Origin of the sequence: Aliivibrio sp. SR45-2, assembly GCF_963890165.1 — a bacterium.
Taxonomy (GTDB): Bacteria; Pseudomonadota; Gammaproteobacteria; order Enterobacterales; family Vibrionaceae; genus Aliivibrio; species Aliivibrio salmonicida.
Window position 1 is genome coordinate 140,574 of sequence record NZ_CAWPRC010000150.1, and the last position, 25,075, is coordinate 165,648.

23 protein-coding genes are annotated in these 25,075 nt (G+C 40.6%); 6 read left to right on the forward strand and 17 right to left on the reverse strand.

Annotation, left to right across the window (positions count from 1 at the left end):
• Positions 1–3: 3 nt before the first annotated feature.
• From aroB to pilM, 7 genes are all read right to left on the reverse strand, one after another.
• Complete coding sequence (gene aroB / locus AACV33_RS09560; RefSeq protein WP_012551170.1) at positions 4–1,092, reverse strand: 3-dehydroquinate synthase; 1,089 nt, start codon at positions 1,090–1,092, stop codon at positions 4–6.
• A gap of 38 nt (positions 1,093–1,130) precedes the next feature.
• On the reverse strand, positions 1,131–1,649 hold the full coding sequence (aroK, locus tag AACV33_RS09565) for a shikimate kinase AroK (RefSeq protein WP_012551169.1): 519 nt from the start codon (positions 1,647–1,649) through the stop codon (positions 1,131–1,133).
• Positions 1,650–1,873: 224 nt separating this feature from the next.
• Positions 1,874–3,595, reverse strand: a complete 1,722-nt coding sequence (locus tag AACV33_RS09570; RefSeq protein ID WP_182699262.1) for a type IV pilus secretin PilQ — start codon at positions 3,593–3,595, stop codon at positions 1,874–1,876.
• Between the two features lie 26 nt (positions 3,596–3,621).
• Positions 3,622–4,140: a pilus assembly protein PilP gene (locus AACV33_RS09575; protein ID WP_017022495.1), complete on the reverse strand. Its 519-nt coding sequence runs from the start codon at positions 4,138–4,140 to the stop codon at positions 3,622–3,624.
• On the reverse strand, positions 4,133–4,714 hold the full coding sequence (locus AACV33_RS09580) for a type 4a pilus biogenesis protein PilO (protein WP_017022494.1): 582 nt from the start codon (positions 4,712–4,714) through the stop codon (positions 4,133–4,135). The genes AACV33_RS09575 and AACV33_RS09580 overlap by 8 nt, the downstream gene beginning before the upstream one ends.
• A complete protein-coding gene (locus AACV33_RS09585) occupies positions 4,707–5,276 on the reverse strand; it encodes a PilN domain-containing protein (RefSeq protein ID WP_182699263.1) in 570 nt (189 codons plus the stop codon). The genes AACV33_RS09580 and AACV33_RS09585 overlap by 8 nt, the downstream gene beginning before the upstream one ends.
• Positions 5,261–6,259: a type IV pilus biogenesis protein PilM gene (gene pilM, locus AACV33_RS09590; RefSeq protein WP_023604149.1), complete on the reverse strand. Its 999-nt coding sequence runs from the start codon at positions 6,257–6,259 to the stop codon at positions 5,261–5,263. Before pilM ends, AACV33_RS09585 begins: the two co-directional genes overlap by 16 nt.
• A gap of 138 nt (positions 6,260–6,397) precedes the next feature.
• On the opposite strand from pilM, the gene AACV33_RS09595 reads away from it, so the two are divergent.
• On the forward strand, positions 6,398–8,896 hold the full coding sequence (locus tag AACV33_RS09595; protein WP_182699264.1) for a PBP1A family penicillin-binding protein: 2,499 nt from the start codon (positions 6,398–6,400) through the stop codon (positions 8,894–8,896).
• A 77-nt stretch (positions 8,897–8,973) separates the two neighbouring features.
• On the opposite strand, the gene oxyR is transcribed toward AACV33_RS09595, so the two are convergent.
• Entirely contained in the window at positions 8,974–9,870 is an 897-nt protein-coding gene (gene oxyR, locus AACV33_RS09600; RefSeq protein ID WP_023604148.1) for a DNA-binding transcriptional regulator OxyR, read from the reverse strand.
• 179 nt (positions 9,871–10,049) lie between these two features.
• Here oxyR and AACV33_RS09605 point away from each other — a divergent pair, with 179 nt between their 5' ends.
• The 3 genes from AACV33_RS09605 to AACV33_RS09615 all read left to right on the forward strand — a co-directional run bounded on the left by AACV33_RS09605 (position 10,050) and on the right by AACV33_RS09615 (position 12,724).
• Positions 10,050–10,778, forward strand: a complete 729-nt coding sequence (locus AACV33_RS09605) for a glutathione peroxidase (protein ID WP_017022490.1) — start codon at positions 10,050–10,052, stop codon at positions 10,776–10,778.
• 89 nt (positions 10,779–10,867) lie between these two features.
• The gene (locus tag AACV33_RS09610) at positions 10,868–12,334 is read left to right on the forward strand and encodes a dihydrolipoyl dehydrogenase (RefSeq protein WP_017022489.1); all 1,467 of its coding nucleotides are present in this window, start codon (positions 10,868–10,870) and stop codon (positions 12,332–12,334) included.
• Between the two features lie 126 nt (positions 12,335–12,460).
• Entirely contained in the window at positions 12,461–12,724 is a 264-nt protein-coding gene (locus AACV33_RS09615) for a DUF3624 domain-containing protein (protein WP_017022488.1), read from the forward strand.
• A 153-nt stretch (positions 12,725–12,877) separates the two neighbouring features.
• Here AACV33_RS09615 and argH read toward each other — a convergent pair whose 3' ends face one another.
• From argH to argC, 4 genes are all read right to left on the reverse strand, one after another.
• Complete coding sequence (gene argH, locus AACV33_RS09620) at positions 12,878–14,752, reverse strand: argininosuccinate lyase (protein ID WP_017022487.1); 1,875 nt, start codon at positions 14,750–14,752, stop codon at positions 12,878–12,880.
• A gap of 264 nt (positions 14,753–15,016) precedes the next feature.
• The gene (locus tag AACV33_RS09625; protein WP_023604145.1) at positions 15,017–16,228 is read right to left on the reverse strand and encodes an argininosuccinate synthase; all 1,212 of its coding nucleotides are present in this window, start codon (positions 16,226–16,228) and stop codon (positions 15,017–15,019) included.
• Between the two features lie 67 nt (positions 16,229–16,295).
• The gene (argB, locus tag AACV33_RS09630) at positions 16,296–17,075 is read right to left on the reverse strand and encodes an acetylglutamate kinase (RefSeq protein ID WP_026025521.1); all 780 of its coding nucleotides are present in this window, start codon (positions 17,073–17,075) and stop codon (positions 16,296–16,298) included.
• Between the two features lie 15 nt (positions 17,076–17,090).
• Positions 17,091–18,095: an N-acetyl-gamma-glutamyl-phosphate reductase gene (argC, locus tag AACV33_RS09635; RefSeq protein WP_017022485.1), complete on the reverse strand. Its 1,005-nt coding sequence runs from the start codon at positions 18,093–18,095 to the stop codon at positions 17,091–17,093.
• 206 nt (positions 18,096–18,301) lie between these two features.
• Here argC and argE point away from each other — a divergent pair, with 206 nt between their 5' ends.
• Both argE and ppc read left to right on the forward strand, forming a co-directional pair.
• Positions 18,302–19,438, forward strand: a complete 1,137-nt coding sequence (argE, locus tag AACV33_RS09640) for an acetylornithine deacetylase (RefSeq protein ID WP_182699265.1) — start codon at positions 18,302–18,304, stop codon at positions 19,436–19,438.
• 177 nt (positions 19,439–19,615) lie between these two features.
• Positions 19,616–22,246, forward strand: coding sequence for a phosphoenolpyruvate carboxylase (gene ppc, locus AACV33_RS09645; protein WP_017022483.1), 2,631 nt, complete (start codon positions 19,616–19,618; stop codon positions 22,244–22,246).
• 160 nt (positions 22,247–22,406) lie between these two features.
• Here ppc and metF read toward each other — a convergent pair whose 3' ends face one another.
• The 5 genes from metF to rpsF all read right to left on the reverse strand — a co-directional run bounded on the left by metF (position 22,407) and on the right by rpsF (position 25,013).
• Positions 22,407–23,303, reverse strand: coding sequence for a methylenetetrahydrofolate reductase (gene metF, locus AACV33_RS09650; protein WP_012551199.1), 897 nt, complete (start codon positions 23,301–23,303; stop codon positions 22,407–22,409).
• A 285-nt stretch (positions 23,304–23,588) separates the two neighbouring features.
• Complete coding sequence (rplI, locus tag AACV33_RS09655) at positions 23,589–24,038, reverse strand: 50S ribosomal protein L9 (RefSeq protein WP_012551200.1); 450 nt, start codon at positions 24,036–24,038, stop codon at positions 23,589–23,591.
• Positions 24,039–24,078: 40 nt separating this feature from the next.
• Positions 24,079–24,306, reverse strand: coding sequence for a 30S ribosomal protein S18 (rpsR, locus tag AACV33_RS09660; RefSeq protein WP_005421136.1), 228 nt, complete (start codon positions 24,304–24,306; stop codon positions 24,079–24,081).
• 15 nt (positions 24,307–24,321) lie between these two features.
• Complete coding sequence (priB, locus tag AACV33_RS09665) at positions 24,322–24,624, reverse strand: primosomal replication protein N (protein WP_012551201.1); 303 nt, start codon at positions 24,622–24,624, stop codon at positions 24,322–24,324.
• An 8-nt stretch (positions 24,625–24,632) separates the two neighbouring features.
• Positions 24,633–25,013 (reverse strand): 30S ribosomal protein S6, encoded by a 381-nt coding sequence (gene rpsF, locus AACV33_RS09670; RefSeq protein ID WP_012551202.1) that lies wholly within the window; start codon positions 25,011–25,013, stop codon positions 24,633–24,635.
• Positions 25,014–25,075: the final 62 nt, after the last annotated feature.

Sequence of the window (25,075 nt, forward strand, 5' to 3'; positions counted from 1 at the left end):
CGTTTATGCCTTACATTGCTCTATCACATCAGCGAGAACACGTTCAGAAACACCTGTTACGACCTCAGAGCTACCAATTGAAGTTGGGAGCACCAAACGTAACTTGCCTGACAATACTTTCTTATCACGCATCATGTGCTTCATAAATGCCTCTACCGTCATTTCTTTAGGTGCTTTCAAAGGTAATTTCGCTTTTTTAAGTAGAGCACAGATGCGATCCACTTCTTGCTGTGAAATTAAGCCTTCTTTTTGAGCTGTCACTGCAGCCATTACGGTTCCAGCAGACACGGCCTCACCATGAAGCCAATTACCGTAACCCATTTCGGCCTCTATCGCATGGCCAAAAGTATGACCTAAATTCAAAAGTGCGCGAACGCCTGATTCTTTTTCATCTTTGGCCACAACATCCGCTTTGATTTGGCAACAACGTGAAATGGCATACACCAATGCATCGTGATCGAGTGCATAGAGTTTTTCCATGTTCTCATCAAGCCAATCAAAGAAATCACTATCAATAATAATGCCATATTTAATGACTTCAGCCATGCCCGCTGCAAATTCGCGTTCAGGTAACGTCTTAAGACAATTAATATCAATAATAACCGCTTTAGGTTGATAAAAGGCACCCACCATATTTTTACCTAGCGGATGGTTTATTGCTGTTTTTCCACCAACGGATGAATCCACTTGGGACAATAACGTCGTTGGAACTTGAATAAAATCGACACCACGCTGATAACACGCAGAGGCAAAACCAACCACATCACCAACAACACCACCGCCTAATGCAACAATAGTCACGTCTCGGCTGTGATTTTCTTCTAATAAGAACGTCAGGATTTGATTGAAAGTATCAAGATTTTTATATTGTTCGCCATCGTCTAATTCAAGCAGTGATACTTGGCATTCAAACGTATTTAAAGTGTCGATGATTTGTTGAGCATACAACGGCGCAACCGTTACATTACTAATAACGACAACACGTTTTTTGGCAGGTATTACAGATGAAAAATGCGCCGGGTTGCAAAACAACTCGGCGCCGATAGAGATGGGATAGCTACGTTCTGCTAAATCTACATGAATCGTTTCCATGATTCGTTCCCAATATCTGTCTTATAAAATGACTTGAATTAACGCTCTTCAAGCATTTGGATGATTTGATTTGCTACAACTTTTGCACTTTGATCATCGGTACGAACAACGTAATCAGACACTTCTTCATAAAGTGCATTACGTTCTTTCGCTAGTGCTTCTAACACTTCTCGAGGCTCATCAGTTTGAAGCAACGGACGTTTTTTATCGCGTTGTGTGCGAGCTAATTGCTTCTCAATCGTAGTTTCAAGATATACAACGACACCACGAGCAGATAAACGATTGCGACTCTCTTTACTAATTACAGAGCCACCACCCGTCGCAAGTACAATGCCTTGCTCTTGAGTTAAATCGTTAATTACACCTTCCTCACGTATACGGAAACCTTCTTCACCTTCAACGTCGAATACCCAAGCGATATCTGCGCCTGTGCGTTCTTCAATTACCGTATCAGAATCAAGAAACTCCATGTGAAGTTGCTGTGCTAAGTGTCTACCAATTGTACTTTTGCCGGCGCCCATTGGGCCAACAAGGAAAATATTTCGTTTTTCAGCCATTTTTTAGAAATTATGCAAAGTTCATTAACGACATTGCCAACAGTTGTCTCTTCAACAGACATGCTTCTGTGGCACCATATTCCTCACAGATATTTCGTGATAAGACCAAAAATTATCTCAGTTAATAGCTAGTAATTGCAATAGCTAGATGAAAAGTTCAGCATAATTATTTTTCTTTACACCTATTTCATCAAAAATAAACCATCAAATTTGAAGCTATCTTACTATTGTATAACAACTTTTGGTGTAACAAAGATTAATAATTCTTTTTTACCTATATTTTCGGAGCTGCGACGAAATAGCACTCCAAGTAGGGGTAAATCACCCAGTAGTGGTACTTTTTCTACACTATTTGATAAGGAATGCTGATAAATACCACCCAAAACAACGGTTTCGCCATTATCCACTAAAACTTGAGTCCCTATTCTTTGTGTTTCAATTGCGACCGCTTCACCTGTCCCCGTTTTCACAATTTGACCTGGTCTATCTTGCGTCACAATCAAATCAAGAACCAATCGATTATCCGGCGTTATCTGTGGTGTAACCATTAAACTTAATACCGCTTTTTTAAAGGCAACGGTTGTTGCACCGCTCGATGACGACTCTAAATAAGGAATTTCAGTCCCTTGTTCGATATAAGCGGGCTTTTTATTCGTCGTAATTAAGCGAGGACTCGAAATAATCTCCGCTTTTGATTCCGATTGAAGCGCGGACAGTTCAAGATCCAGTAATAAGTTTGAACCGAGTTTCGCCACTTGAAAAGCAATACTTGATGCTGCTGGATTCGATAGCCCTAAATTCACATTTAAAAAATCGTCTACGGGCAACCCATCTTTTCCACCATCATATAAACCCACAGCCGCCAAATTACTTTCAATCGACCCTCCTGCCGTTGCACTTCCGTTGGTATTTGAGAATCCCCAGCGAACCCCTAACTCATCAAGATTTCCTTCATTAACGGTAACAATTCGGGCTTCTATTTGCACCTGCTTAACCGGAATATCTAATGATTCAATAATGTCTTTTATTACCGTTATATTTTCTGATAAATCTCTTAATAATAAGGAGTTCGTTCTTTCATCGACCGTAATACTACCTCGGCTCGATAACATGGTTATATCACCTTCGCCTACCAATAAATCAGCAATCTCAGAGGCCTTAGCGTATTTAATCGACAGTATTTCAGACGATAATGCACTTAACTCTGACGCCATCTGAGCTTGCTCTAACACTTGCTTCTCTTGTGCATCGAGCTCGGCTTTAGGTGCGATCAAAACCACATTACCTTCAACTCGCTTATCTAATCCTTTTACTTTCAAAATAATATCGAGAACCTGCTGCCATGGAACACCATCGAGACGCAACGTCAAATTGCCTTTTACTGAATCGGCAACCACTAAATTAAAGTCGTTATAATCAGCGATCAACTGTAATACATGGCGTACGGGGATATCCTGGAAATTGATTGAGATCGGTTTACTCTCTTCTTTAGCTTTCGTCGCTTCTTTTTGCGCGGTTAAAACAACAGGGGCAGACACGATCACTTCTAAAAAAGCCCCTTTAAGAGAATAGTCATAATCATAATCCCCCTTAATATCAACAAAAAGCAACGTACTATTCGGTTCTCTAAACGTCTCGATACGAGAAACCAAGGTCGCAAAATCTTCAACATCCAAAATGACTAATTTATCATCATTTACTTTAGTGTCATGAAGCTCAATGACTAGCTTACCGCTCTCTTTACGTAAATCTACCGTAGCCGCACCTGAAGCAAGCTCAACCGTTATCAGCCCTTCTTTTTGTTTACTTAATTGAAAATCGACAGAAACGAGTTGATTCTCAACTGACTCTTCAGCAAATACATGAATATGAACAAAAAACAGTATAAGAAAAGCACACCATCTCATTGCTCCAGTATTCATGTTACCTCTGCATCCTTGCGACATGTTATTTTCCTAATCCTAAAAATTAATTAATTGTTTAACGCTAATTTTATGTACCGTTTTTGCCAACACCCCATCCCATCAGACAGCGTTTCTTTTAGCGTGATTTGTTTTGATTGAATATCGACAACTTGACCATTATTCATGCCCATAAATTGTCCTTTTCGAATTTTTATAACCCCACCTTTTGGTGTTTGTATTAACGCAGTAATGTCATTTTCACTTCCCATAACACCTTTAAGACGTAATTTCCTTAATGAATAACGCTCTAAACTGCCGCTTTTCTTTCTGTATGTTGGTTGCCAGCATGATTTCTTAGCGATTGGCTGACTCACTTTTTCTGGCAACTTAGGTAAAACGAAAGGGGAACGTTCATCAGCCCCATTATAGGAATCGACGTCAAAAGGAAGCACGCCAGCTAATACTTCAACGTCTCTAGTGCCTTGTAATTTAGCCTCTACATAAAAGTCATCTAGCGAGTCTTTGTTTGCTTTGCACCCGACCATCACGAAAAGAAAAGTGAGCATAACGAATAATTGCTTACTCATGGGTCCCCCTAAATTGATAGGTATAAGCCATTACTCGAAAGTGCAATGTACTGCTCTCTTTACTCACTCGTTGAATATCAATATTCTCTAAACTTACAATTCTAGGAAGATCAGCAATTGCCTCTGAAAATGACCCAATATCATGATATTGCCCCGTTAACTCGATGTTTAGAGGCAGTTTATATAGAAATTCTTGATTCTGTTTTTCTCCCCAATCAATACGAGTAAACGTGAGTTTGTTTTGAATCCCAACTTGATTTATCCCTGACAACATACTCGCTAGTTCTTTTTGTGCAGGAAGTTGCTGCGCTAAAAATTCATAACGTAAATTCAATTCATTTAATTGGTCTTCCATTTCAGGCATTGCCGCGACTTGATTGTATTTATATTTGATGGTTGTTTTTAACGTTAATTCGTCTCTCTTTAATTGCTCTGTTTTTTCCTGAATCGGTGATAACCAAAACCAATACCCTGCGGCATGCACACATAGGCACAGTAAAAACACGACAAGTAACTGAGGTAACAATGGCCACTCAGTAATTTCATCTACATCTAACTCACGCCAATCAATCATTATTTCCCCTCTTCTTTGGGGCTAATAATCGAAAGGACACGTCAAAACGACTCATTTCATGCCCAAACATCGTTTGCCCAGAAACAATCGAATGCATTTCGACATCAACAATCTGCGTGGACCGTTCCAATTTATCCAACATCGTCGCCAATCGAGCATTACTGTCACTAAACCCTTTCATTTCAATACTGCGAGCATCCATTCTAATTTTGTTTAAATAGACACCTTCAGTAATCACTTCCGGTAATAGATTAAGAATTTGCGTTGTTTTATTTCTATTTTGCTGCAGATTCTCGACCACTTTTAAGCGAGTCAAAATAGCCTCATGCTGCTTTCCTATTTCTGCCAATCCCTTTAGTTCACTATTAAGCCAAGTCACGTGGGTCGTTAATGAGTTATTACGTGAATCTTGCAATGAAGCTTGATGATTCAAATACCGAGCAAAACCCCACTGCAAACAAACCGAAAGAATAACCGCCAAGACTAATATCGCTATAAACCGTTGTTTATATTTAAGCCTTTTTTCATCTCGCCAAGACAGCAAGTTTATCTCGTAAGCCATGACACCCCTCTCAACGCCAGACCTAAAGCAACCGCATATTGACTTGCATTGACAGCCATAGGCATCACTCGTTTTTTATCTTGAAAAAAAAGAGACGATACATTTAATTCCATTGTTGGGAGAGAGACTTCATAGCTTAGGCAATCCGATAAGCCAGGTAACAGTGCTCCACCACCGACAACCCACACACCTTCAATTTTATGGTGATGGATCGACGAATAGAGTGTGACTTGCCGTTTAATATGCTCAGAGAGTTGAGCAATAAAAGTCGTATCATGTTCAAAACTAATACTTTCACTGGTTTCTTGTTCGTCTTTACTCTGTAAGTCTTGCGCTCCAAACATGATATTTTTAGAGTAAAAGTTATGATTCGGTGACATCACACAAAAAATAGTTTGAGCGTGCCCAATATCAATTAACATCCAGTTCTTTTTATTCGGATAGGATTCTGTCGCCTTCTTCCACAATGCGAATAACGAATGTGAATGAGCATCGGCTAAAACGGGGGTTAATCCTCCAGAAGAGAAACATAATTGACGAGATTCGATGAGATCCTTACGTGTAGCAAACACTTGATATGTTGTTGTTTTAACGCTGCTTACCCCTCGCTGATTTAACGCGACATAATCTAAATTAAGATCTTCCACAGAAAAAGAGGATTGCTGGTTAAAAGTATGCGCAATCGCGAACTCTGTTTCTTTTTCATCAAGCTGACTGTCTATCTGTATGACCTTGCTGATAATGTTGCTATCAGGTACAGAAAAAGCGATACGCTTTTGATTAAATGAGAGCATTTTTTTTAAACGAGTCAGATATGGCGTTAACTCTTCGAGGTTTACTGAGTTCGTATCAATAAAAACAGAGTCAGGTAATAACACTTCATGACAAGCAATCAGTTCAAATTGACCTTTTTTTAACCTTATAGACGCCGCTTTAATGCTATGATGCCCTATGTCTACACCAGTGACTGTAGGATAAATCATCTTGATTTAGCTCCGAGTAAAAAATAAATATCTCAAAATTAAGCGTTAATTTACGTTATTTTTCGTTGTGTTATATTTATACTACTCAGTTATTGGTTAGAAACGACAATACAGATTAAAGTAAACGGGAAATATCAGGTGAAGTTCATAAAGGCACTGCTCATAGTTACATTTGTTTGCATAATTATTGGGGTCACTACAATTTTTGGTTTTTACCAATATGTGAAACCAGAATTACCAGATGTTGCGACATTGAAAGACGTTCAGCTACAAACGCCAATGCAAGTTTATAGCCGCGATGGAAAGTTGATCGCTCAATTTGGTGAAAAACGCCGTATTCCTTTAAAATTGGAAGACATGCCCCCTCATTTACTTGAGGCCATCATTGCAACTGAAGACAGTCGTTTCTATAGCCATTATGGTTTTGATCCTATTGGTATTACTCGTGCCGCATTTGCAGTACTTGCTTCAGGTTCCGCAAAACAAGGGGCGAGTACCATTACTCAGCAACTTGCACGTAATTTCTTCTTATCAAATGAGAAGAAAATCATGCGAAAAATCAAAGAGATTTTTATCGCGGTTCACATTGAGCAATTACTAACAAAACAAGAAATTTTAGAACTCTATTTAAATAAAATTTATCTTGGTTACCGTTCATACGGTGTTGGTGCTGCCGCTCATGTTTATTTTGGTAAAGAAGTAAACGAATTAACGCTAGGTGAAGTCGCTATCATTGCTGGCTTACCAAAAGCGCCTTCAACGATGAACCCTATTTATTCTGTTGACCGTGCTACGACTCGTCGAAATGTCGTACTGGCTCGTATGCTCGATGAAGGCTATATCACAAAACAAGAGTTTGAAGACGCAAAAGCGGAAGTGGTTATTTCTAAATATCACGGCGCAGAAATTAAACTACAAGCCCCCTATGTTGCAGAAATAGCTCGTGCATGGATGGTGAATAAGTACGGTGAAGAAGCGGCTTATACATCAGGTATGAATATCTACACGACTGTAGATTCAAAAATGCAAGCCGCTGCAAACAAAGCATCAATCGATAACTTACTTGCTTATGACGAACGCCATGGTTTCCGTGGTGCAGTCAAAACAGTCTGGGAACAGAAAGCCACACCGCTTGATGAAGACGCGATGGCAAAACACTTGAAAAAAGAACCTTCGTACGGTGAATTAATGCCTGCAATTGTTACTCAAGTGAAAGGAAAAACAGCCACGGTTAATATCAAAAATAACGGTACAGCAACCATTCCTTGGGATGGATTAAAATGGGCTCGTCGCTTCAAAACAGATAAACGTCAAGGTTCTGCACCTCGTCGTGCCTCTGATATTTTGAGCGTTGGTGAGCAAATTTACGTTCGTCCTCTCAGCGAAGAAACAAAAGACGACGTTACGACTATCGTCTGGAAGCTAAGCCAAGTTCCCGCAGCGAATACCGCATTTGTTGCAATGGATCCTAATGACGGAGCGATTACCTCTCTGGTTGGTGGTTTCAACTTTGTTCATAATAAATTTAACCGTGCGACTCAATCTGTTCGTCAAGTTGGTTCGAGTATTAAACCATTTATTTATTCCGCGGCGTTGTATCACGGTAAAACACTAGCAAGCTTAATTACCGATGCACCGATCAATACATGGGATGAAAGCCAAGGTACGGCATGGAGACCTAAAAACTCACCACCAACCTACATTGGTCCTGCTCGTTTACGTATTGGTTTAGCTCAATCGAAAAATGTAATGGCTGTTCGCGTTTTGCGTGATGTCGGTTTAGATGAAACGATTGATTATCTTACTCGTTTTGGTTTCAAGAAAGATGAGTTACCTCGCTCAGATACCATTGCTCTTGGTGCGGGCAGTTTAAGCCCAGTACAAATGGCACAAGGCTTTTCAGTCTTTGCTAATAATGGTTACTATGTGGAACCTTATTATATAGACCATATTGAAAGCCCATACGGCGATGAGGTTTACAAAGCAACGCCAAAACTTATCTGCCAAAAAGAGTGCGATCACCAAAATGATGAAAACTCACCTTATGCGAAAAAAGTTATCTCAGCTCAAAATGCGTTCCTCACAAAACAGATGATGTATAGCAATATCTGGGGTGGTGGCGTATGGAGTAAAGGTACAGGTTGGAATGGTACGGGCTGGCGAGCACAAGTGCTAAAACGTCGTGATATTGGTGGTAAAACCGGTACAACCAATGACTCTGTTGATGCATGGTATAACGGTTACGGTCCAAACGTTGTTGCAACGGCTTGGGTTGGTTTTGATAACCCATCACACCATTTAGGTAGCACAAGTAAAAATGACAACATGTCCAAAGATGAGATGCTAACCGGCGGAGAAGCTGGCGGTAAAACAGCAATCTACGCTTGGGTTAATTTCATGAAGGTTGCTTTAGAAGGCGTACCTGAAGAAAAATTAAGACTTCCAGCCAACATCATTAAAGTAAAAATAGACCGTGAAACTGGCCTATTAAGTAATAAAAATGATGAAACGAGTATGTGGGAATATTTTGCTGGCGGTACGGAGCCAACTGAATACGTAAAACAAGATTTCCAAGATACTATCTACTCATCAGGTGATGCTGATGGCGACGGCGAAGAAGACGAAAGCTTATTCTAAGTGACTTAGTTGAAATAAAGAAAAAGGGACGCTCACTTAGCGTCCCTTTTTTATTCGTATTTTATCTATAAAACAGTTTAATGGATAACGTCAGCCATTTTACTTTCTATTTCTTTTGCTAATGCCTCATAGCGACTCTTTAAAGGTGAACCCGGACGATAAGCCAATACAATTTGGCGATGCGGTACAGGTGCTTTCGCAGGCAAATAACACACCCCATCACGCTCTTTTTCTTTTGGCACAGAAAGATAAGGCATCAATGTTATCCCTCCTCCAGCGGCGACCATATTTCGCAACGTTTCTAAGCTTGTTGCTTTAAAGTGATCGTCGTCTTTTGCTCCTGCCGCAAAGCAAAAACCTAATGCTTGATCTCGTAAGCAATGACCATCGCCAAGCATCAGTACGGATTCACCATTAAGACGAGACATATCGATCGACTTTTCTTCTGCCCACTTATGCTCTTTAGGAACAGCCAACACCATCGGTTCATCATAGACAGGCACTTCAATAAAGCCACTCGTCTCATCAACCGAGGCCAAAATCATACAATCAATCTTGCCTTCTTCTAGCATTTTAACCAATTGATGTGTCTGGGCTTCATGAAGATATAAATTCAAATCAGGAAACTGTGCTTTTAATGTCGGTACGATCCAAGGCAACAAATAAGGACCAACCGTTGGGATAAAGCCTAAATGTAATGGCCCTGTCATCTCTTTACCTTGCTGATTAGCAAGCTCTGAAAATAACTTTACTTCAATAAGAATACGCTTTGCTTGATCGACCAATTGTAAGCCCGCTTCGGTGAACAATACTTTACGACTGGTTCTCTCTAGCAGCGTCAATCCTACTTCTTCTTCTAACTTCTTGATTTGGCCACTTAGCGTTGGTTGACTAACAAAACAAGACTCTGCAGCTTTACGAAAATGTTTATGCTCAGCAAGTGCGACCAAGTACTCAAAATCACGGATATTCATGTATTACACTCCTGAAAGCTTATATCTTATTGATGGCAATAAGTTCGATAGCTTTTAACGATTGAAACGATAACACCAAACGATTAGAACTATCAAGCCAGCTTTTGCATAATAGCTACATCAACCGGGCAGACCCCGGAAAGAAATTTAAAATTTATTAAAAATTAAAGGACATCATTATGTTTACATCTAAAGAAGGCCAATCAGTTCCTCAAGTAACTTTTCCAACACGTAAAGGTGACGCTTGGGTTAACGTGACAACAGAAGAGCTATTCAAAGACAAAACCGTTATCGTATTTAGTCTTCCTGGTGCATTTACACCAACATGTTCTTCAAGCCACCTACCTCGCTACAACGAGCTTTATTCTGTATTTAAAGACAACGGCGTTGATGAAATTGTTTGTGTCTCTGTAAACGATACGTTTGTAATGAACGCATGGAAAGCAGACCAAGAAGCAGAAAACATTACCTTCATTCCAGATGGTAACGGCGATTTCACCGATGGCATGGGCATGTTAGTTGAGAAAAATGACATTGGTTTTGGTAAGCGTTCATGGCGCTACAGCATGCTAGTGAAAAACGGCATCGTTGAAAAAATGTTCATAGAAGAAAACGTACCGGGTGACCCGTTCAAAGTTTCTGATGCAGATACGATGCTGAACTACCTTGCTCCTGAGCACAAAGAGCAAGAATCAATCACTGTATTCACAAAACCTGGTTGTCCTTTCTGCATGAAAGCGAAACAAAACCTAATCGACAAAGGTTTGAACTACGAAGAAGTGGTACTGGGTAAAGATGCGACAACAGTAAGTCTACGTGCAATTACTGGCCGCACTACCGTTCCTCAAGTATTCATCGGTGGTAAACACATTGGTGGTAGCGAAGAGCTTGAAGCTTTCCTAGCTTAATCTCTAGCTCGAAATGAATAAAAATGGCCCACGATACCGTGGGCCATTTCAAAACTTCTTCTAAAATGAATCTACGTGAGATATGAATTATGAAACAAGTCAATGTTGATGTAGCTGTTATCGGTGGTGGTACAGCAGGTTTAGGCTCTTACCGTGCAGCAAAAGCACATACTGACAGTGTTGTCATGATCGAAGGCGGTCCTTACGGTACCACTTGTGCTCGTGTTGGTTGCATGCCATCAAAACTGTTAATTGCAGCGGCAGAAAGCGTTCACCAAATTGAAAAAGCACCTCAGTTCGGTATTCACCCTCAAGGTGACATCGTAATTAACGGCCGCGAAGTCATGGCCCGTGTTAAATTTGAACGTGACCGTTTTGTTGGGTTTGTTTTAGAAGGCGTTGATGAAATCCCAGCAGAAGATAAAATCTCTGGCTACGCTAAATTTTTAGACGACAATACATTGCAAGTCGATGATCATACGATCATTACAGCAAAACGTATTGTTATTGCAACAGGGTCTCGCCCTGCTTACCCTGCGGTATGGAATGAACTAGGTGATCGCCTTATCATCAATGATGACGTATTTGATTGGGATGATTTACCGACATCAGTCGCCGTATTTGGTCCTGGCGTTATTGGTCTTGAACTTGGACAATCACTTCACCGTTTAGGCGTTGAAACTAAGCTTTTTGGTTTAGGTGGTCAAGTCGGTCCAGTAACAGATCCTGAAGTAATGGCTTATGCAAACAAGGCCTTCAACGAAGAGTTTTACCTTGATGCCGATGTGAAAATAGAGAGCATGAAACGCATATCTCTTAATGATGAAGAAGATAAAGTTGAAATCAAATTCATCAATAAACAAGGCGAACAAGAAACTATCCTAGTTGAGTATGTACTTGCAGCAACCGGTCGTCGTCCAAACACCGACAAATTGGGCTTAGAAAACACATCGGTTGAAGTAGACGAACGCGGTGTACCAACAGCCGATCACTACACATTACAAACATCATTACCAACCATCTTCATTGCTGGTGATGCCAGTAATCAATTGCCCCTATTGCACGAGGCCGCTGATCAAGCACGTATTGCTGGTGATAATGCAGGACGTTTCCCCGAGATCCGCGCAGGCCTTCGTCGCTCGAAAATCTCAGCGGTATTCTCAGACCCACAAATCGCAATGGTTGGAGAAAGCTATAAAGAAATCACAACTCGTTTAGGGACTTGTGGTTGTTTCGCAACTGGTGAGGTTTCTTTTGAAAATCAAGGCCGTTCACGAGTAATGCTGCGAAACAAAGGGATTCTTCATGTGTACGGCGAACAAGGAACAGGTCGTTTCTTAGGCGCTGAAATGATGGGGCCAAATGCAGAACATTTAGCCCACCTATTAGCTTGGGCACACCAAAATAAAATGACTATTTCTGAAATGCTAGATATGCCATTTTATCACCCAGTAATCGAAGAAGGTATTCGTACTGCACTTCGTGATTTAAATGCGAAACTGCATTTAGGCCCTGAAATGATTAAACATTGTATGGATTGTGGTCCTGGTTGTTAATCACCAGCAACTAACATAAAAACAAAAGAAAAAGGTCGATGTGAAAACATCGACCTTTTTTATTTCTATCTTACCCATCACTCGTTAAAATAACGGCCATAACTCGTCATTTAAAATGGAATCAACATGGCTTGCCAATTTTGTCACTCTGATATATTTAAACAAAAATTAGGCCGATGCTCTCGCTGTATGAAACAACTTACTTTTTTATCTATCGGTGGATGGCTAACATGGCTGGAGTTTTTTCAAGCAACACCTTATCAAATCGAAGCCATTGCCACTTTCATGGTAAGCGCTGCATTTAGCGGATTACTGACATTGCATTTATTAGCGATGGGCTATTATCGTTTGATAAAATCATCAAATATTAAAGGTAAGCACAAAAAATAAAGCCCCAATACCAATAAAGATATTAGGGCCTCTTAGAATCTATCTAAGAAAAAGCAGTATTAATAAGACTAGTCTTTAATTAAAAAGTTCACCACTTTTTCTCTTTTATTCTGTATTTTTAGCTCAGTGCCGATCATTACCATTGAACGCCAGTTAAGCCACATTCGTTTTGATAATAATTTGCTCTTGCAGATTCACCTCTAATGCCACTTCGTCACACGCATGTTGACGAGGACACTGATCGCAATCTTTCAATACTTTCTCTGGTAACAACGAACGAGATGTTGGAATAAAGTCTTGTTTCATAAAGAATTCAGGAACACGCGTTAATACAAACACTTTATTAATCGCCATTTCACGCGCTTTTTCTACCAAGTGTTGAACAATCGCTTTCCCTTGACCTTGACTCTGCCACCCCGCTTCAACACCTAATGAGCGAATTTCAGCTAAACCAGAATCGTACACATACAAAGAGGCACACCCAGTCACTTCCCCATGATGTTCTGATACTGCAAACGATCCAATATCACGCACCAACTCATTACGACTACGTGGTAAATTCTCTCCAAGACCAGCCCAGTAAGCGACCATTCCTTCTAATGCATCTAAATCCGTTAATCGTGCAGGACGAACTTTAACCCCTGTAGAATCACGCTCTTCTAAACGTTTACCTGCTTGCTCAACAGCATAAGCTACCTGTTCAGGAGCAACACCACCTAGGGCATTACGTTTCGCAAGACAAGATTCGATAGTTAAAATTGCATACACATCGTCTTCAATCACGTCAGAGAATACTTTTAATTCTGCAATAGATAACTCTTCTAATGCACAGCCTTTTTCTATAGCACTAACCACAGCAACACCAACGATATGATGAGCTTCGCGGAATGGAATGCCTTTCGCTACCAGATAATCGGCTAATTCGGTTGAGTTTGCATACCCTTGTTTCGCCGCTTCTAAAGTACGTTCTTTATTTATTTTAATGCCTTCAAAGCAAAGTGCTGCCATTTCAATACAATCAGACCAGCTGTCTAATGCATCAAACAAACCTTCTTTGTCTTCTTGCATGTCTTTATTATAGGCTAAGGGCAACGCTTTTACTGTCATCATCATACCAGCCAGTGCGCCATATACACGGCCACATTTACCACGGATAAGCTCTAAGGCATCCGGGTTCTTTTTCTGTGGCATCAATGATGAACCAGACGTCACGGTATCCGCTAACTCAATGAAATTAGATTCACCTGAGTTATAAAAAATCATGTCTTCGGCAAGACGAGAAAGGTGAATCATAGAGATTGAAGCAATCGACATTAACTCCATCACATGATCACGATCCGATACAGAGTCTAAGCTATTACGTGTTGCTCTTTGAAAACCAAGATTACGAGCCAATTTCTCACGATCCATTGGATAAGCCGTTCCAGCCAAAGCCCCTGATCCTAATGGACACGTATCTAAACGCTTAATCGCATCTTCAAGGCGAGAGTAATCACGCTCAATCATTTCAACATACGCCAAACACCAATGCGCAAATGTCACAGGTTGTGCACGTTGTAGGTGAGTATAACCAGGAAGCACCGTCGCCTGATGCTCACTCGCTACATTCACGAGTTGGTTCAATAATAAATCTAATGTGCGAAGCAGTTGATGGCCTTGTTGACGACACCATAATTTTAAATCTGTCGCCACTTGATCATTACGAGAACGACCAGTGTGGAGTTTTTTACCTAAATCACCCACTTTACCGATAAGCTGTGTCTCAACCCAGCTATGAATATCTTCAGCGTCTGACAATAAGATCTGTTCAGGATCTTCCATCACTTCTAATTTCAATTCATTCAATGCTAATTCAAGTTTTTGTTGTTCTATTTCTGTAATAACATTGACAGAAAGTAGTGCTTTAGACCATGCGATAGAGCCGACAATGTCTTGTTCTGCAAGGCGATAATCAATACGAAGTGAATCGTTAAACTGTTTAAATCTTGTGTCTGCTGCTTGACTAAAACGTCCGCCCCATAATGCCATGGTGTTTCTCCTAAATGCACAGTGCTCACTGCTTTTTGAAACTATTAAGTCTGATTTAATTCAGTATTTTTCTTGATGATTCAAACTTACGGCAATTCCAGATAAAAATAAAGAATTAAATGCATTGTTTTTACATATTTATTCAATTATTACTAAAAGTGCTTATTATAATAATTTAGAAAAAAAAATCGAAGTCCATTTAATCATTAAATGAACTTCGACTAGTGTAAAACAAATTATCAAACAGTTGTTACATAATAGTAATTACTTACTATTTAGAGCACGAATACGGCTTGATAGTGAGTAAAGACGGATAAAACCTTCTGCATGGCTTTGGTCGTAAACTTCATCAGCACCAAAAGTAGCAAACTCTTCTGAATACAAGCTATTATCAGAGCGCTTTTGAGTTACGATCGCTTGACCTTTATAAAGCTTAATAACAACATCACCATTAACGTCTTGAGCCAGTTCTTCTGTTGCCGCTAAGATTGATTTACACAATGGTGTAAACCAACGACCATCATAAACAAGATGAGAGGCTTTGATCCCTAACTCTTCACGAAATTCAAATGACGCTTTATCTAACACCAATTGCTCAACCGCACGTAGTGCTTCATTGATAATCGTGCCACCTGGAGTTTCATAACAACCACGAGATTTCATTCCAACAAGGCGGTTTTCAACGATATCGATACGACCAACACCGTGTTTTATTCCTTTCTCGTTTAGATAAACAACCACTTCATAAGGGGTCATCGCTTTACCATCAACTGCAACAACCGCGCCTTTTTCAACTTTTATTGATACTGTTTCTGATTCATTTGGCGCTTGCTCTGGATCGACTGTCCATGCCCAGCAATCTTCGTTTGGCTCGTTCCATGTATCTTCAAGAACACCACCTTCAGTTGAGATATGCCATGCGTTTGCATCACGAGAGTAGATCTTTGTAAGTGAAGCAGTACAAGGGATATTACGTTCAGCAAGGTAATCAAGACACTCTTCACGGCTCACTAAATCCCACTCACGCCATGGTGCAATTACGTGTAGATCTGGTGCTAATGCTGCGAATGCACCTTCAAAACGGATTTGGTCATTACCTTTACCTGTGCAGCCATGGCAAAGTGCATCTGCGCCCACATTACGCGCTACTTCAACTTGTGCTTTTGCGATAATAGGACGAGCCATTGACGTACCAAGTAGGTATTTACCCTCATAAAGAGCGCCTGTTTTTAACGTAGGAAAAATGTACTCAGAGACCATTTCTTCTTTTAAGTCAGCCACATAACACTCAGATGCACCGGAAGCAATCGCTTTAGCCTCAATACCTTCTAACTCTTCAGCCCCTTGACCCACATCAGCAACAAATGCAATCACTTCACAATCGTAGTTTTCTTTTAACCACGGGATAATCACAGATGTATCTAGACCACCAGAGTATGCAACAACGACCTTGTTTACGTTTACTTTCTTATTCATTCTATTCTCCTTGATCCGCATACTCGCGGCGACTGTATTCTATAAAGTTAATTCGATTCAATGCCAATTAAGGCTGAAATTGTGTGCCGATGCTGTTTCCAATAAACAACTCGGCTAATTTTTCAGGTGAGCGCCATGACGCGACCTCTATCGCTTTGCCTAATGTTTGTGCCGCTTCTAGAGCCGCGCGCACTTTCACTATCATGCCATCAGTGATAACACCTTGTTGAATTAACAACTCGGCCTGCTCTGAATCCAAACTTGGTATCAATGATTTATTTGCATCGAGTACGCCAGCAACATCCGAAAGTAAAACGAGATCTGCATTTAATACGGTAGCAACCGCCACAGCAGCTTGGTCAGCATTCACATTCATCAGCTCACCATCAGCAGTAATGCCAATAGAACTGATAATGGGGGTAACTTGTGTCGCTAGAATGGCATTTAATACCTTTGCATCACCCGCTGTCGCTAAACCCACATTTCCGAGCTCAGGGCTTAATTGAGTGATGCTACATAAACCGCCATCAGCCAAACTTAATCCAATCGCATTCACACCATTTTTCATCGCTTGGCCTTGCAGCATTTTATTTGCCGTCCCTGCCAGTGCGCCGGTGATATAACCAATTTGCTCTTTTGGTGTTACACGTAAGCCTTCTTTTTTAATCGTTTCTAATTGAAGCTTTTCCATTAACTCATCAACTAAATACCCACCGCCATGAACAATCACTAATGATCGTTGGGCTTGTTGTTGATAATTTGAAACCGTTTTAAATAATAGTGTTAACGTTTCGGTTGATGCCAATACCGCACCACCTAACTTAATCACTAATGGACATTGATTCATACTATATCCCATACCTTATATTAAAGCGGTTAACATTGGAAAGCAGAAACGAATATTAATGCACTGCATCGCTTGGCTTGATGCACCTTTTAATAAATTATCGATCGCAGAAACAACAATTAAGTGTTCGCCTTGCACTTTCCAACCAATATCACAGAAAGGTGTCTTCTCTACTGATTGCAATTTTGGCATCTCATTACCGAGTAGACGAACCACTGGTGTATCGGTATAAGCGGCATCAAATGCTTTTTGAATTTGCTCTTCTGTCACCCCTTTTTGTAATTTAGTCGTGATGGTTGCTAAGATCCCACGTTTAAAGTTACCAAGGTGAGGCGTAAAAATAACATCACACCCTAAATGTGCGGCAATTTCAGGTTGATGACGGTGATTGAACACCCCATAAGGTTGAAGACTCACTTCACAAAAACTACTGGCTAAATTAGCTTTACGTCCAGCCCCTGTCACTCCGCTCGTTGCATTAATAACAGGCCACTGATTTTGATCTAATAATCCAGCATCAACTAATGGTTTTAACGCTAATTGTGACGCCGTTGGATAACATCCCGGAACGGCAATTAATTGAGCTTTAGCAATCGCATCCGCATTCCACTCAGCCAATCCATAAACCGCTTTATCTAGCCAATCTTCATATTTATGTTCAAAGCCATAGAACTCAGAATAGAAACCTTCTTTTTGAACACGAAACGCACCTGACAAGTCAAAAACAACACAACCATTCTCTAAAAAAGTGGCCGCCAAATCGTGACTCACTTCATGAGCTGTCGCTAATAAAACAATATCACTCTCTTTAGCCACTTGATTTACATTTACTAGAGGTTGCAATGTGTCATCCACCACCCCTTTTAATGAACCATGTAATTCACTGATCGCTTTTCCTTTATCCAAACTATTTTCAGACACATATAAGCCAGATAAAGAAAGGTGCGGGTGTTTAAATACCATCAGTGCCAATTCAGCACCTGTGTATCCGCTTGCTCCGATGATGGTTGTTTTCAACATAAATACGTCCATTTAGCTCTTCAACTATTGAAGGAAAAAGCCATTCAAGGTAACTTGAGCGTTACACATATTAGATACTGCTTTCCTTTTTAAATTTTAGTTTATTCATTAAAATTAAACTAAACTGTATTTCTATTCACTTATTGTGATTTAATATGTGTTTTACAGGGTTCTCTCTTTTGTGTCAACAGTGGATGTATGAATAAATGAAAATACCAGAATTTAAAGAATATTATCAACAGCTCATCTCAACCTCTTCAATCAGCTCTACAGACTCAAGCTGGGATGAAGGTAATGCAGAAGTCATACATAAGTTAGCGCAATGGTGTGAAGATTTAGGCTGTGAAGTTGAAATTGAAGAAATAGAGAAAGGAAAACTCAACCTATTGGCTAAATTAGGTTCAGGAGAAGGCGGGTTATTACTCGCAGGACACACAGATACCGTCCCTTATGATCAAGGACGTTGGAACTACGACCCTCACACACTAACCGAAGCCAACGATCGATTTTATGGGCTTGGAACCGCGGATATGAAAGGCTTCTTTGCCTTTATCTTAGGGGCAATAAAAAACATCAATTGGAAAGACCAATCTAAGCCACTTTATATTTTGGCCACCTGTGATGAAGAAACAACCATGCTTGGCGCCCGCCATTTCGCCTCAAACACTAGCATCCAACCGGATTACTGTATTATTGGTGAGCCAACAAGCTTAATGCCTATTCGTGGTCATAAAGGCCATGTAGCCAACGCCGTTCGTGTTACCGGTAAATCTGGTCATTCATCAAACCCTGCTTATGGTGTTAATGCGCTAGAGATCATGAATGAAATCATGTTTGCTTTAATGAATTTAAAAAATAAATTAGTTAAGGAATACCACAACCCTGGTTTTTCTATTCCTTACCCAACCCTTAATCTTGGTCATATCCATGGCGGTGATAGCCCGAATCGTATTTGCGGCTGTTGTGAACTTCATTATGACGTACGTCCATTACCGGGAATTAGCCTTGATGGATTAGATAATATGCTGCGTGATGCATTGAAAGACGTCGAAGCAAAGTGGCCAGGAAGAATTGAAATAACCCCATTGCATGAACCTATCCCTGGTTACGAATGTAGCGCTGATAGTCCAATCGTAACAAGTGTTGCTGAAATTTGTGGCCAAGAAGTAGAAACCGTTAATTACTGTACTGAAGCTCCTTTCTTACAAGACCTTTGCCCAACATTAGTGTTAGGTCCGGGTTCCATTGAACAAGCGCACCAACCTGATGAATTTTTAGCATTTTCATTCATTGACCCGACAATCAATATATTGAGCAAATTAATGTATAAACATTGCTTTTAATCTGAAATAAATTTACAACACTCATGAAGAGCAAATCAATATTCGATGATCTACGGCAATATATCGTTTGAAAAATCATCGTTTATTCTTCAAAGTTTGACGAAGAGCCGTAAATTCGGATAGATTGAATGCAGAAAAAATTTAGGATGTAACAAAATTACAGTATAGGAAGTATGTATGAATGAAAAGTACGCGGCTTTAAAAAGCAATGTAAGCATGTTGGGTCATCTACTTGGAAACACAATTAGAGACGCTCATGGTGAAGAGCTATTAGCAAAAGTTGAAACCATTCGTAAGCTGTCTAAAACAGCGCGCGCAGGAAGCGACAATGACCGTAATGCATTAATTGAAGAGATTAAAAGTCTCCCTAATGATCAACTGACTCCAGTTGCTCGTGCATTCAGTCAGTTCCTAAATTTAACCAATATGGCAGAACAGTATCATACGATTTCTCGTCACTGCGAAGAACACGTATGCGAACCTGATGCGATCAGCTCACTGTTTTCTAAATTAAGCCAAAACAACATCAGCAAATTAGATACGGTACAAGCGGTGCGTGAACTCAACATTGAGCTAGTGCTAACTGCGCATCCAACAGAAATTGCGCGCCGTACCATGATCAATAAATTGGTAAAGATCAATGAATGTTTATCAAAACTTGAACTGAGTGATATCTCATTTTCTGAACGAGAAAAAACAGAACGTCGCCTTGAGCAACTGATTGCTCAAGCTTGGCATTCTGATGTTATTCGTCAAGAACGTCCAACGCCATTAGATGAAGCAAAATGGGGTTTTGCCGTTGTTGAAAATTCATTATGGCAAGGTATTCCTGATTTCTTACGTGAATTTGATCAACGTCTTGAAAATCATTTAGGTGAAGGCTTACCGATTGATGCTCGTCCTGTCCATATGTCTTCTTGGATGGGTGGAGATCGCGATGGTAATCCATTTGTAACTCACACGATAACACGCGAAGTTATGCTGCTTTCTCGCTGGAAAGCGGCCGATCTTTACTTAAAAGACGTGAATGAGTTAATCAGTGAATTATCGATGGTAAAGTGTACCGATGAAGTTCGTGAGCTTGCCGGTGATCAACACGAACCTTATCGAGCTATCTTAAAACAACTTCGTACTCTATTAAACGATACGCTTGAAAACCTTGATGCACAAATGAAAGGTGAGTTAACCAATAACAAACCAATCCTTCGTAATGCTGAACAATTATGGTTACCTTTGCACGCTTGTTACCAGTCACTACACGCTTGCGGTATGGGTATCATTGCTGAAGGTTCTTTATTAGATACGCTACGCCGTGTCAAAGCCTTTGGAGCCCATCTTGTTCGTCTAGACATACGTCAAGAAAGTACTCGCCATTCAAATGTACTCTCTGAACTAACGCGTTACTTAGGCATTGGTGATTACGATCAATGGAGCGAACAAGATAAGATTTCTTTCTTAGTGAACGAATTAAGCTCTAAACGCCCTCTTCTTCCTCGCGATTGGACTCCAACAGCAGAAGTTCAAGAAGTTATTGATACATGTAAAATCGTAGCTGAGCAATCAAAAGAAGCTCTCGGTTCTTATGTAATTTCAATGGCTCGCACCGCATCAGACGTATTGGCTGTTCATCTTCTGCTTCAAGAAGCGGGTTGCCCATTCCGTATGGATGTTTGCCCATTATTTGAAACATTAGACGATTTAAACCGCTCTAAAGAAGTCATGGAACAATTGTTCTCTATTGATTGGTACCGCGGATTTATTCAAAATCATCAAATGGTCATGATCGGCTATTCAGATTCAGCAAAAGATGCCGGTGTGATGTCTGCTGGCTGGGCGCAATACAGTGCGATGGAAGCCTTAGTTGATGTCTGTGAGAAAGAAAGCATTGAACTAACCTTATTCCACGGCCGTGGCGGTACAATTGGTCGTGGGGGTGCACCAGCCCATGCCGCACTTCTATCTCAACCACCAAAAAGCTTAAAAGGTGGCCTACGTGTTACTGAGCAAGGTGAGATGATCCGGTTTAAGCTTGGTCTACCTGAAGTGGCAGTAAACAGCTTTAATTTATACGCAAGTGCGATTCTTGAAGCGAATCTTCTTCCACCACCAGAGCCTAAGCAAGAATGGCGCGATTTAATGGAAGTACTTTCTGAAGTATCGTGTGAAGCGTACCGTAATATTGTTCGTGGCGAAAAAGACTTCGTGCCTTACTTCCGAGCAGCAACCCCTGAGTTAGAGTTAGGCAAATTACCGTTAGGATCTCGCCCTGCAAAGCGTAATCCAAATGGCGGTGTTGAAAGTCTACGAGCGATTCCTTGGATATTCTCATGGAGCCAAAACCGTCTGGTACTTCCTGCATGGTTAGGCGCGGGTGAAGCGATTCAATACTCGATTGATAAAGGTCACCAAGAACTATTAGAAGAAATGTGTCGTGAATGGCCATTCTTCTCTACCCGTCTTGGTATGCTTGAGATGGTCTACACTAAGTGTAATCCACAAATGTCAGAGTACTACGACCAACGCTTAACGGATAAATCCTTATGGCCTCTAGGCGTACGTCTACGTAATCAATTACAAGCAGACATTAAAGCGGTCTTGAATGTAGAAAACAGTGACCACTTAATGGAAAGTGACCCGTGGGGATCGGAATCGATACGTCTGCGTAATATCTACGTTGATCCACTAAATATGCTGCAAGCTGAATTACTGTATCGAACACGTCAGCAAGAAGAGACCTCTCCTGAGCTTGAAGAAGCGCTGATGGTCACTATTGCAGGCATCGCTGCAGGTATGCGAAACACTGGTTAATGCCTGATTAGCATGACATAACGCACTCTACATTAAGGTCACTTCGGTGGCCTTTTTTTATAATCTTATTATTAACAATTACGATGAATTAACGTTAAGAAATCATCTTATACAAACAAAAAAACCGCCACAAATGGCGGTTTTTCTTAATACATTATCATTAACGATTAACGTCAGGACGAACCCCTAATGTATGACAAAGAGCATAGGTATGTTCTGCACGATTTAGCGTATAGAAGTGAAAATCTTTTACGCCTTCACGACTTAAAATTCGCGTCATATCAATCGCGTGACTTGCCCCAACCATTTGACGAGTCACAGGATCATCATCCAAGCCTTCAAATTGCTGAGCCATCCAACCTGGGATTCTTACGTTATTCATTTTAGCAAAACGTGAGGCTTGCTTGAAATTTGAAACGGGTAAAATACCTGGAATAATTTCAACATCAATGCCCGCAGAAACACAGCGATCACGGAAACGTAAATAGCTTTCCACATCAAAGAAAAACTGAGTAATCGCACGGTTAGCACCCGCATCTACTTTACGTTTTAGGTTTAATAAATCCGCTTGTGCGCTTTTAGCTTCTGGGTGTACTTCAGGAAATGCAGCCACTGAAATATCAAAATCATGTTGAGATTTTAGCAGTTCAACCAAATCTGAAGCATACATATCTGGTGCACCACCACCCGCTGGAATATCACCACGCAATGCAACAATATCTTTAATACCATTTGCCCAGTAATCATTCGCAATGTCGATTAACTCTGAACGGCTTGCATCAATACACGTTAAATGCGGAGCAGCAATAAGACCCGTTTGCTCTTTAATTTCTTTAATAATGGAATGGGTACGATCACGTTCACCAGAATTAGCCCCATACGTTACAGACACAAATTTTGGTTTTAGTGTTTTTAAACGATGAATTGAGTTCCAGAGCGTTTCTTCCATCTTCTCTGAACTTGGTGGAAAAAACTCAAAAGATACATTGATACAGCCATTAAGCTCTGCAATATTTTGATTTAACGACTCTAAGTGGCTTGCGTGTGAATAGGCCATGTCTTGCTCTCCCTGCTGTAGTATTAAAAGGAATACTACAAAACTCTATCATCCGTGACATCATTTTTGGACGTCTATATGTCTACAGAATGTATGTTATAGAGTTCAAAGTCAAGGATCTGATTATGAATTTTTTTCAAGTTAACAATGAGGGATTTTCAAGCAGAAATAAAGAGAAGAGATAACGTGACCATTTATTTTAAGGTCATTAATTAGATATTAAATTCAAACATAAAAAAACGCCAGCACGAGTGCTGGCGTTTAAAATTATTAGTTGGCTATTGATTACTCAGCAGCAACAACTTCTAATTTCAATGTAGCAAATACTTCAGAGTGAAGTTGGATGCTAACTTCGAAAGAACCAGTTGTACGTAGAGCGCCTTCAGGAAGACGAACTTCGCTTTTCGCGATTGCAACGCCAGCAGCTGTAGCAGCGTCAGCGATGTCACGATTACCGATTGAACCGAATAGTTTACCTTCGTCACCAGATTTTGATGCGATAGTAACTTCTAGAGCGTTAACAGACTCAGCGCGAGCTTCTGCAGCAGCTAGTTGCTTAGCAACGTTAGCTTCTAATTCAGCGCGACGAGTTTCAAACATCTCTACGTTAGCTTTAGTTGCCATAACAACCTTACCTTGTGGGATAAGGAAGTTACGTGCGTAACCAGCTTTAACGTTAACTTGGTCGCCAAGGCCACCTAGGTTACCGATTTTATCAAGTAGAATAACTTGCATTATCTTAGTCCTCTATAAACTTATTTAAACCGCTATCGACTTACAGATGCTTATCTGTGTACGGTAGAAGTGCAAGGTAACGAGAACGCTTGATAGCGCGAGCTAGCTGACGTTGGTATTTAGCACGAGTACCAGTGATACGGCTAGGTACGATTTTACCAGCTTCAGTGATGTAGTTTTTTAGAGTTGCTACGTCTTTGTAGTCAATCTCTTGTACGCCTTCTGCTGTAAAACGGCAGAATTTACGACGACGGAAGAAACGAGCCATGGGCTATCTCCAGATCTAAATGAATTTAATATGCTCAGCATGTAACACTACTCTAGACACACCATTTCGGCCTGTCTGGTACGTGATAAAACCACCTACCATAACGTTACTACCCTGAGCCAAGTTTGCAGTTAAAGCTTGAGACCCTTGTCCACTAACTACCACGTTCATTCTGCAATAGACTTCACGTGATAAGCCAGCTTCCTGTTTAACCGAACGATGCTCAATGACAAAATGACAATGAGGTATGCCCGCAGGACTAAGACTTCGAACCGGAGCCTTTGCGATAAGACCGCTTAACTCCAATCGATTGGTCATCAAATCAATTACTCAGCAGCAGCTTCTTCAGCGCGTGGTGCAGCGTCTTCACGCTTAGCAGTACGCTCTTCTTTAGCTTTCATCATTACTGATGGCTCAGTGATCGCAGCTTTAGTACGCATGATCATGTTACGTAGAACAGCATCGTTGTAACGGAATGCAGTTTCTAGTTCATCAATTGCAGCTTGCTCAGACTCAACGTTCATAAGAACGTAGTGTGCTTTATGCAGCTTGTTGATTGGGTAAGCCATTTGACGACGACCCCAATCTTCTAGACGGTGGATAGTACCACCAGCTTCTGTGATTGAACCTGTGTAACGCTCGATCATGCCAGCAACTTGCTCGCTTTGATCAGGATGCACCATGAATACGATTTCATAATGACGCATTGGTTGCTCCTTACGGATTATTCAGCTTCCACGATTGGCTCAGTCATCCAAGGGAAGCAAGG

Bases quoted from the DNA above. Each gene is read 5' to 3' on its own strand.
- aroB (WP_012551170.1), bottom strand. From the start codon at position 1,092: ATGGAAACGATTCATGTAGATTTAGCAGAACGTAGCTATCCCATCTCT.
- aroK (WP_012551169.1), bottom strand. From the start codon at position 1,649: ATGGCTGAAAAACGAAATATTTTCCTTGTTGGCCCAATGGGCGCCGGC.
- AACV33_RS09570 (WP_182699262.1), bottom strand. From the start codon at position 3,595: ATGTCGCAAGGATGCAGAGGTAACATGAATACTGGAGCAATGAGATGG.
- AACV33_RS09575 (WP_017022495.1), bottom strand. From the start codon at position 4,140: ATGAGTAAGCAATTATTCGTTATGCTCACTTTTCTTTTCGTGATGGTC.
- AACV33_RS09580 (WP_017022494.1), bottom strand. From the start codon at position 4,714: ATGATTGATTGGCGTGAGTTAGATGTAGATGAAATTACTGAGTGGCCA.
- AACV33_RS09585 (WP_182699263.1), bottom strand. From the start codon at position 5,276: ATGGCTTACGAGATAAACTTGCTGTCTTGGCGAGATGAAAAAAGGCTT.
- pilM (WP_023604149.1), bottom strand. From the start codon at position 6,259: ATGATTTATCCTACAGTCACTGGTGTAGACATAGGGCATCATAGCATT.
- oxyR (WP_023604148.1), bottom strand. From the start codon at position 9,870: ATGAATATCCGTGATTTTGAGTACTTGGTCGCACTTGCTGAGCATAAA.
- AACV33_RS09605 (WP_017022490.1), top strand. From the start codon at position 10,050: ATGTTTACATCTAAAGAAGGCCAATCAGTTCCTCAAGTAACTTTTCCA.
- AACV33_RS09610 (WP_017022489.1), top strand. From the start codon at position 10,868: ATGAAACAAGTCAATGTTGATGTAGCTGTTATCGGTGGTGGTACAGCA.
- AACV33_RS09615 (WP_017022488.1), top strand. From the start codon at position 12,461: ATGGCTTGCCAATTTTGTCACTCTGATATATTTAAACAAAAATTAGGC.
- argH (WP_017022487.1), bottom strand. From the start codon at position 14,752: ATGGCATTATGGGGCGGACGTTTTAGTCAAGCAGCAGACACAAGATTT.
- AACV33_RS09625 (WP_023604145.1), bottom strand. From the start codon at position 16,228: ATGAATAAGAAAGTAAACGTAAACAAGGTCGTTGTTGCATACTCTGGT.
- argB (WP_026025521.1), bottom strand. From the start codon at position 17,075: ATGAATCAATGTCCATTAGTGATTAAGTTAGGTGGTGCGGTATTGGCA.
- argC (WP_017022485.1), bottom strand. From the start codon at position 18,095: ATGTTGAAAACAACCATCATCGGAGCAAGCGGATACACAGGTGCTGAA.
- argE (WP_182699265.1), top strand. From the start codon at position 18,302: ATGAAAATACCAGAATTTAAAGAATATTATCAACAGCTCATCTCAACC.
- ppc (WP_017022483.1), top strand. From the start codon at position 19,616: ATGAATGAAAAGTACGCGGCTTTAAAAAGCAATGTAAGCATGTTGGGT.
- metF (WP_012551199.1), bottom strand. From the start codon at position 23,303: ATGGCCTATTCACACGCAAGCCACTTAGAGTCGTTAAATCAAAATATT.
- rplI (WP_012551200.1), bottom strand. From the start codon at position 24,038: ATGCAAGTTATTCTACTTGATAAAATCGGTAACCTAGGTGGCCTTGGC.
- rpsR (WP_005421136.1), bottom strand. From the start codon at position 24,306: ATGGCTCGTTTCTTCCGTCGTCGTAAATTCTGCCGTTTTACAGCAGAA.
- priB (WP_012551201.1), bottom strand. From the start codon at position 24,624: ATGACCAATCGATTGGAGTTAAGCGGTCTTATCGCAAAGGCTCCGGTT.
- rpsF (WP_012551202.1), bottom strand. From the start codon at position 25,013: ATGCGTCATTATGAAATCGTATTCATGGTGCATCCTGATCAAAGCGAG.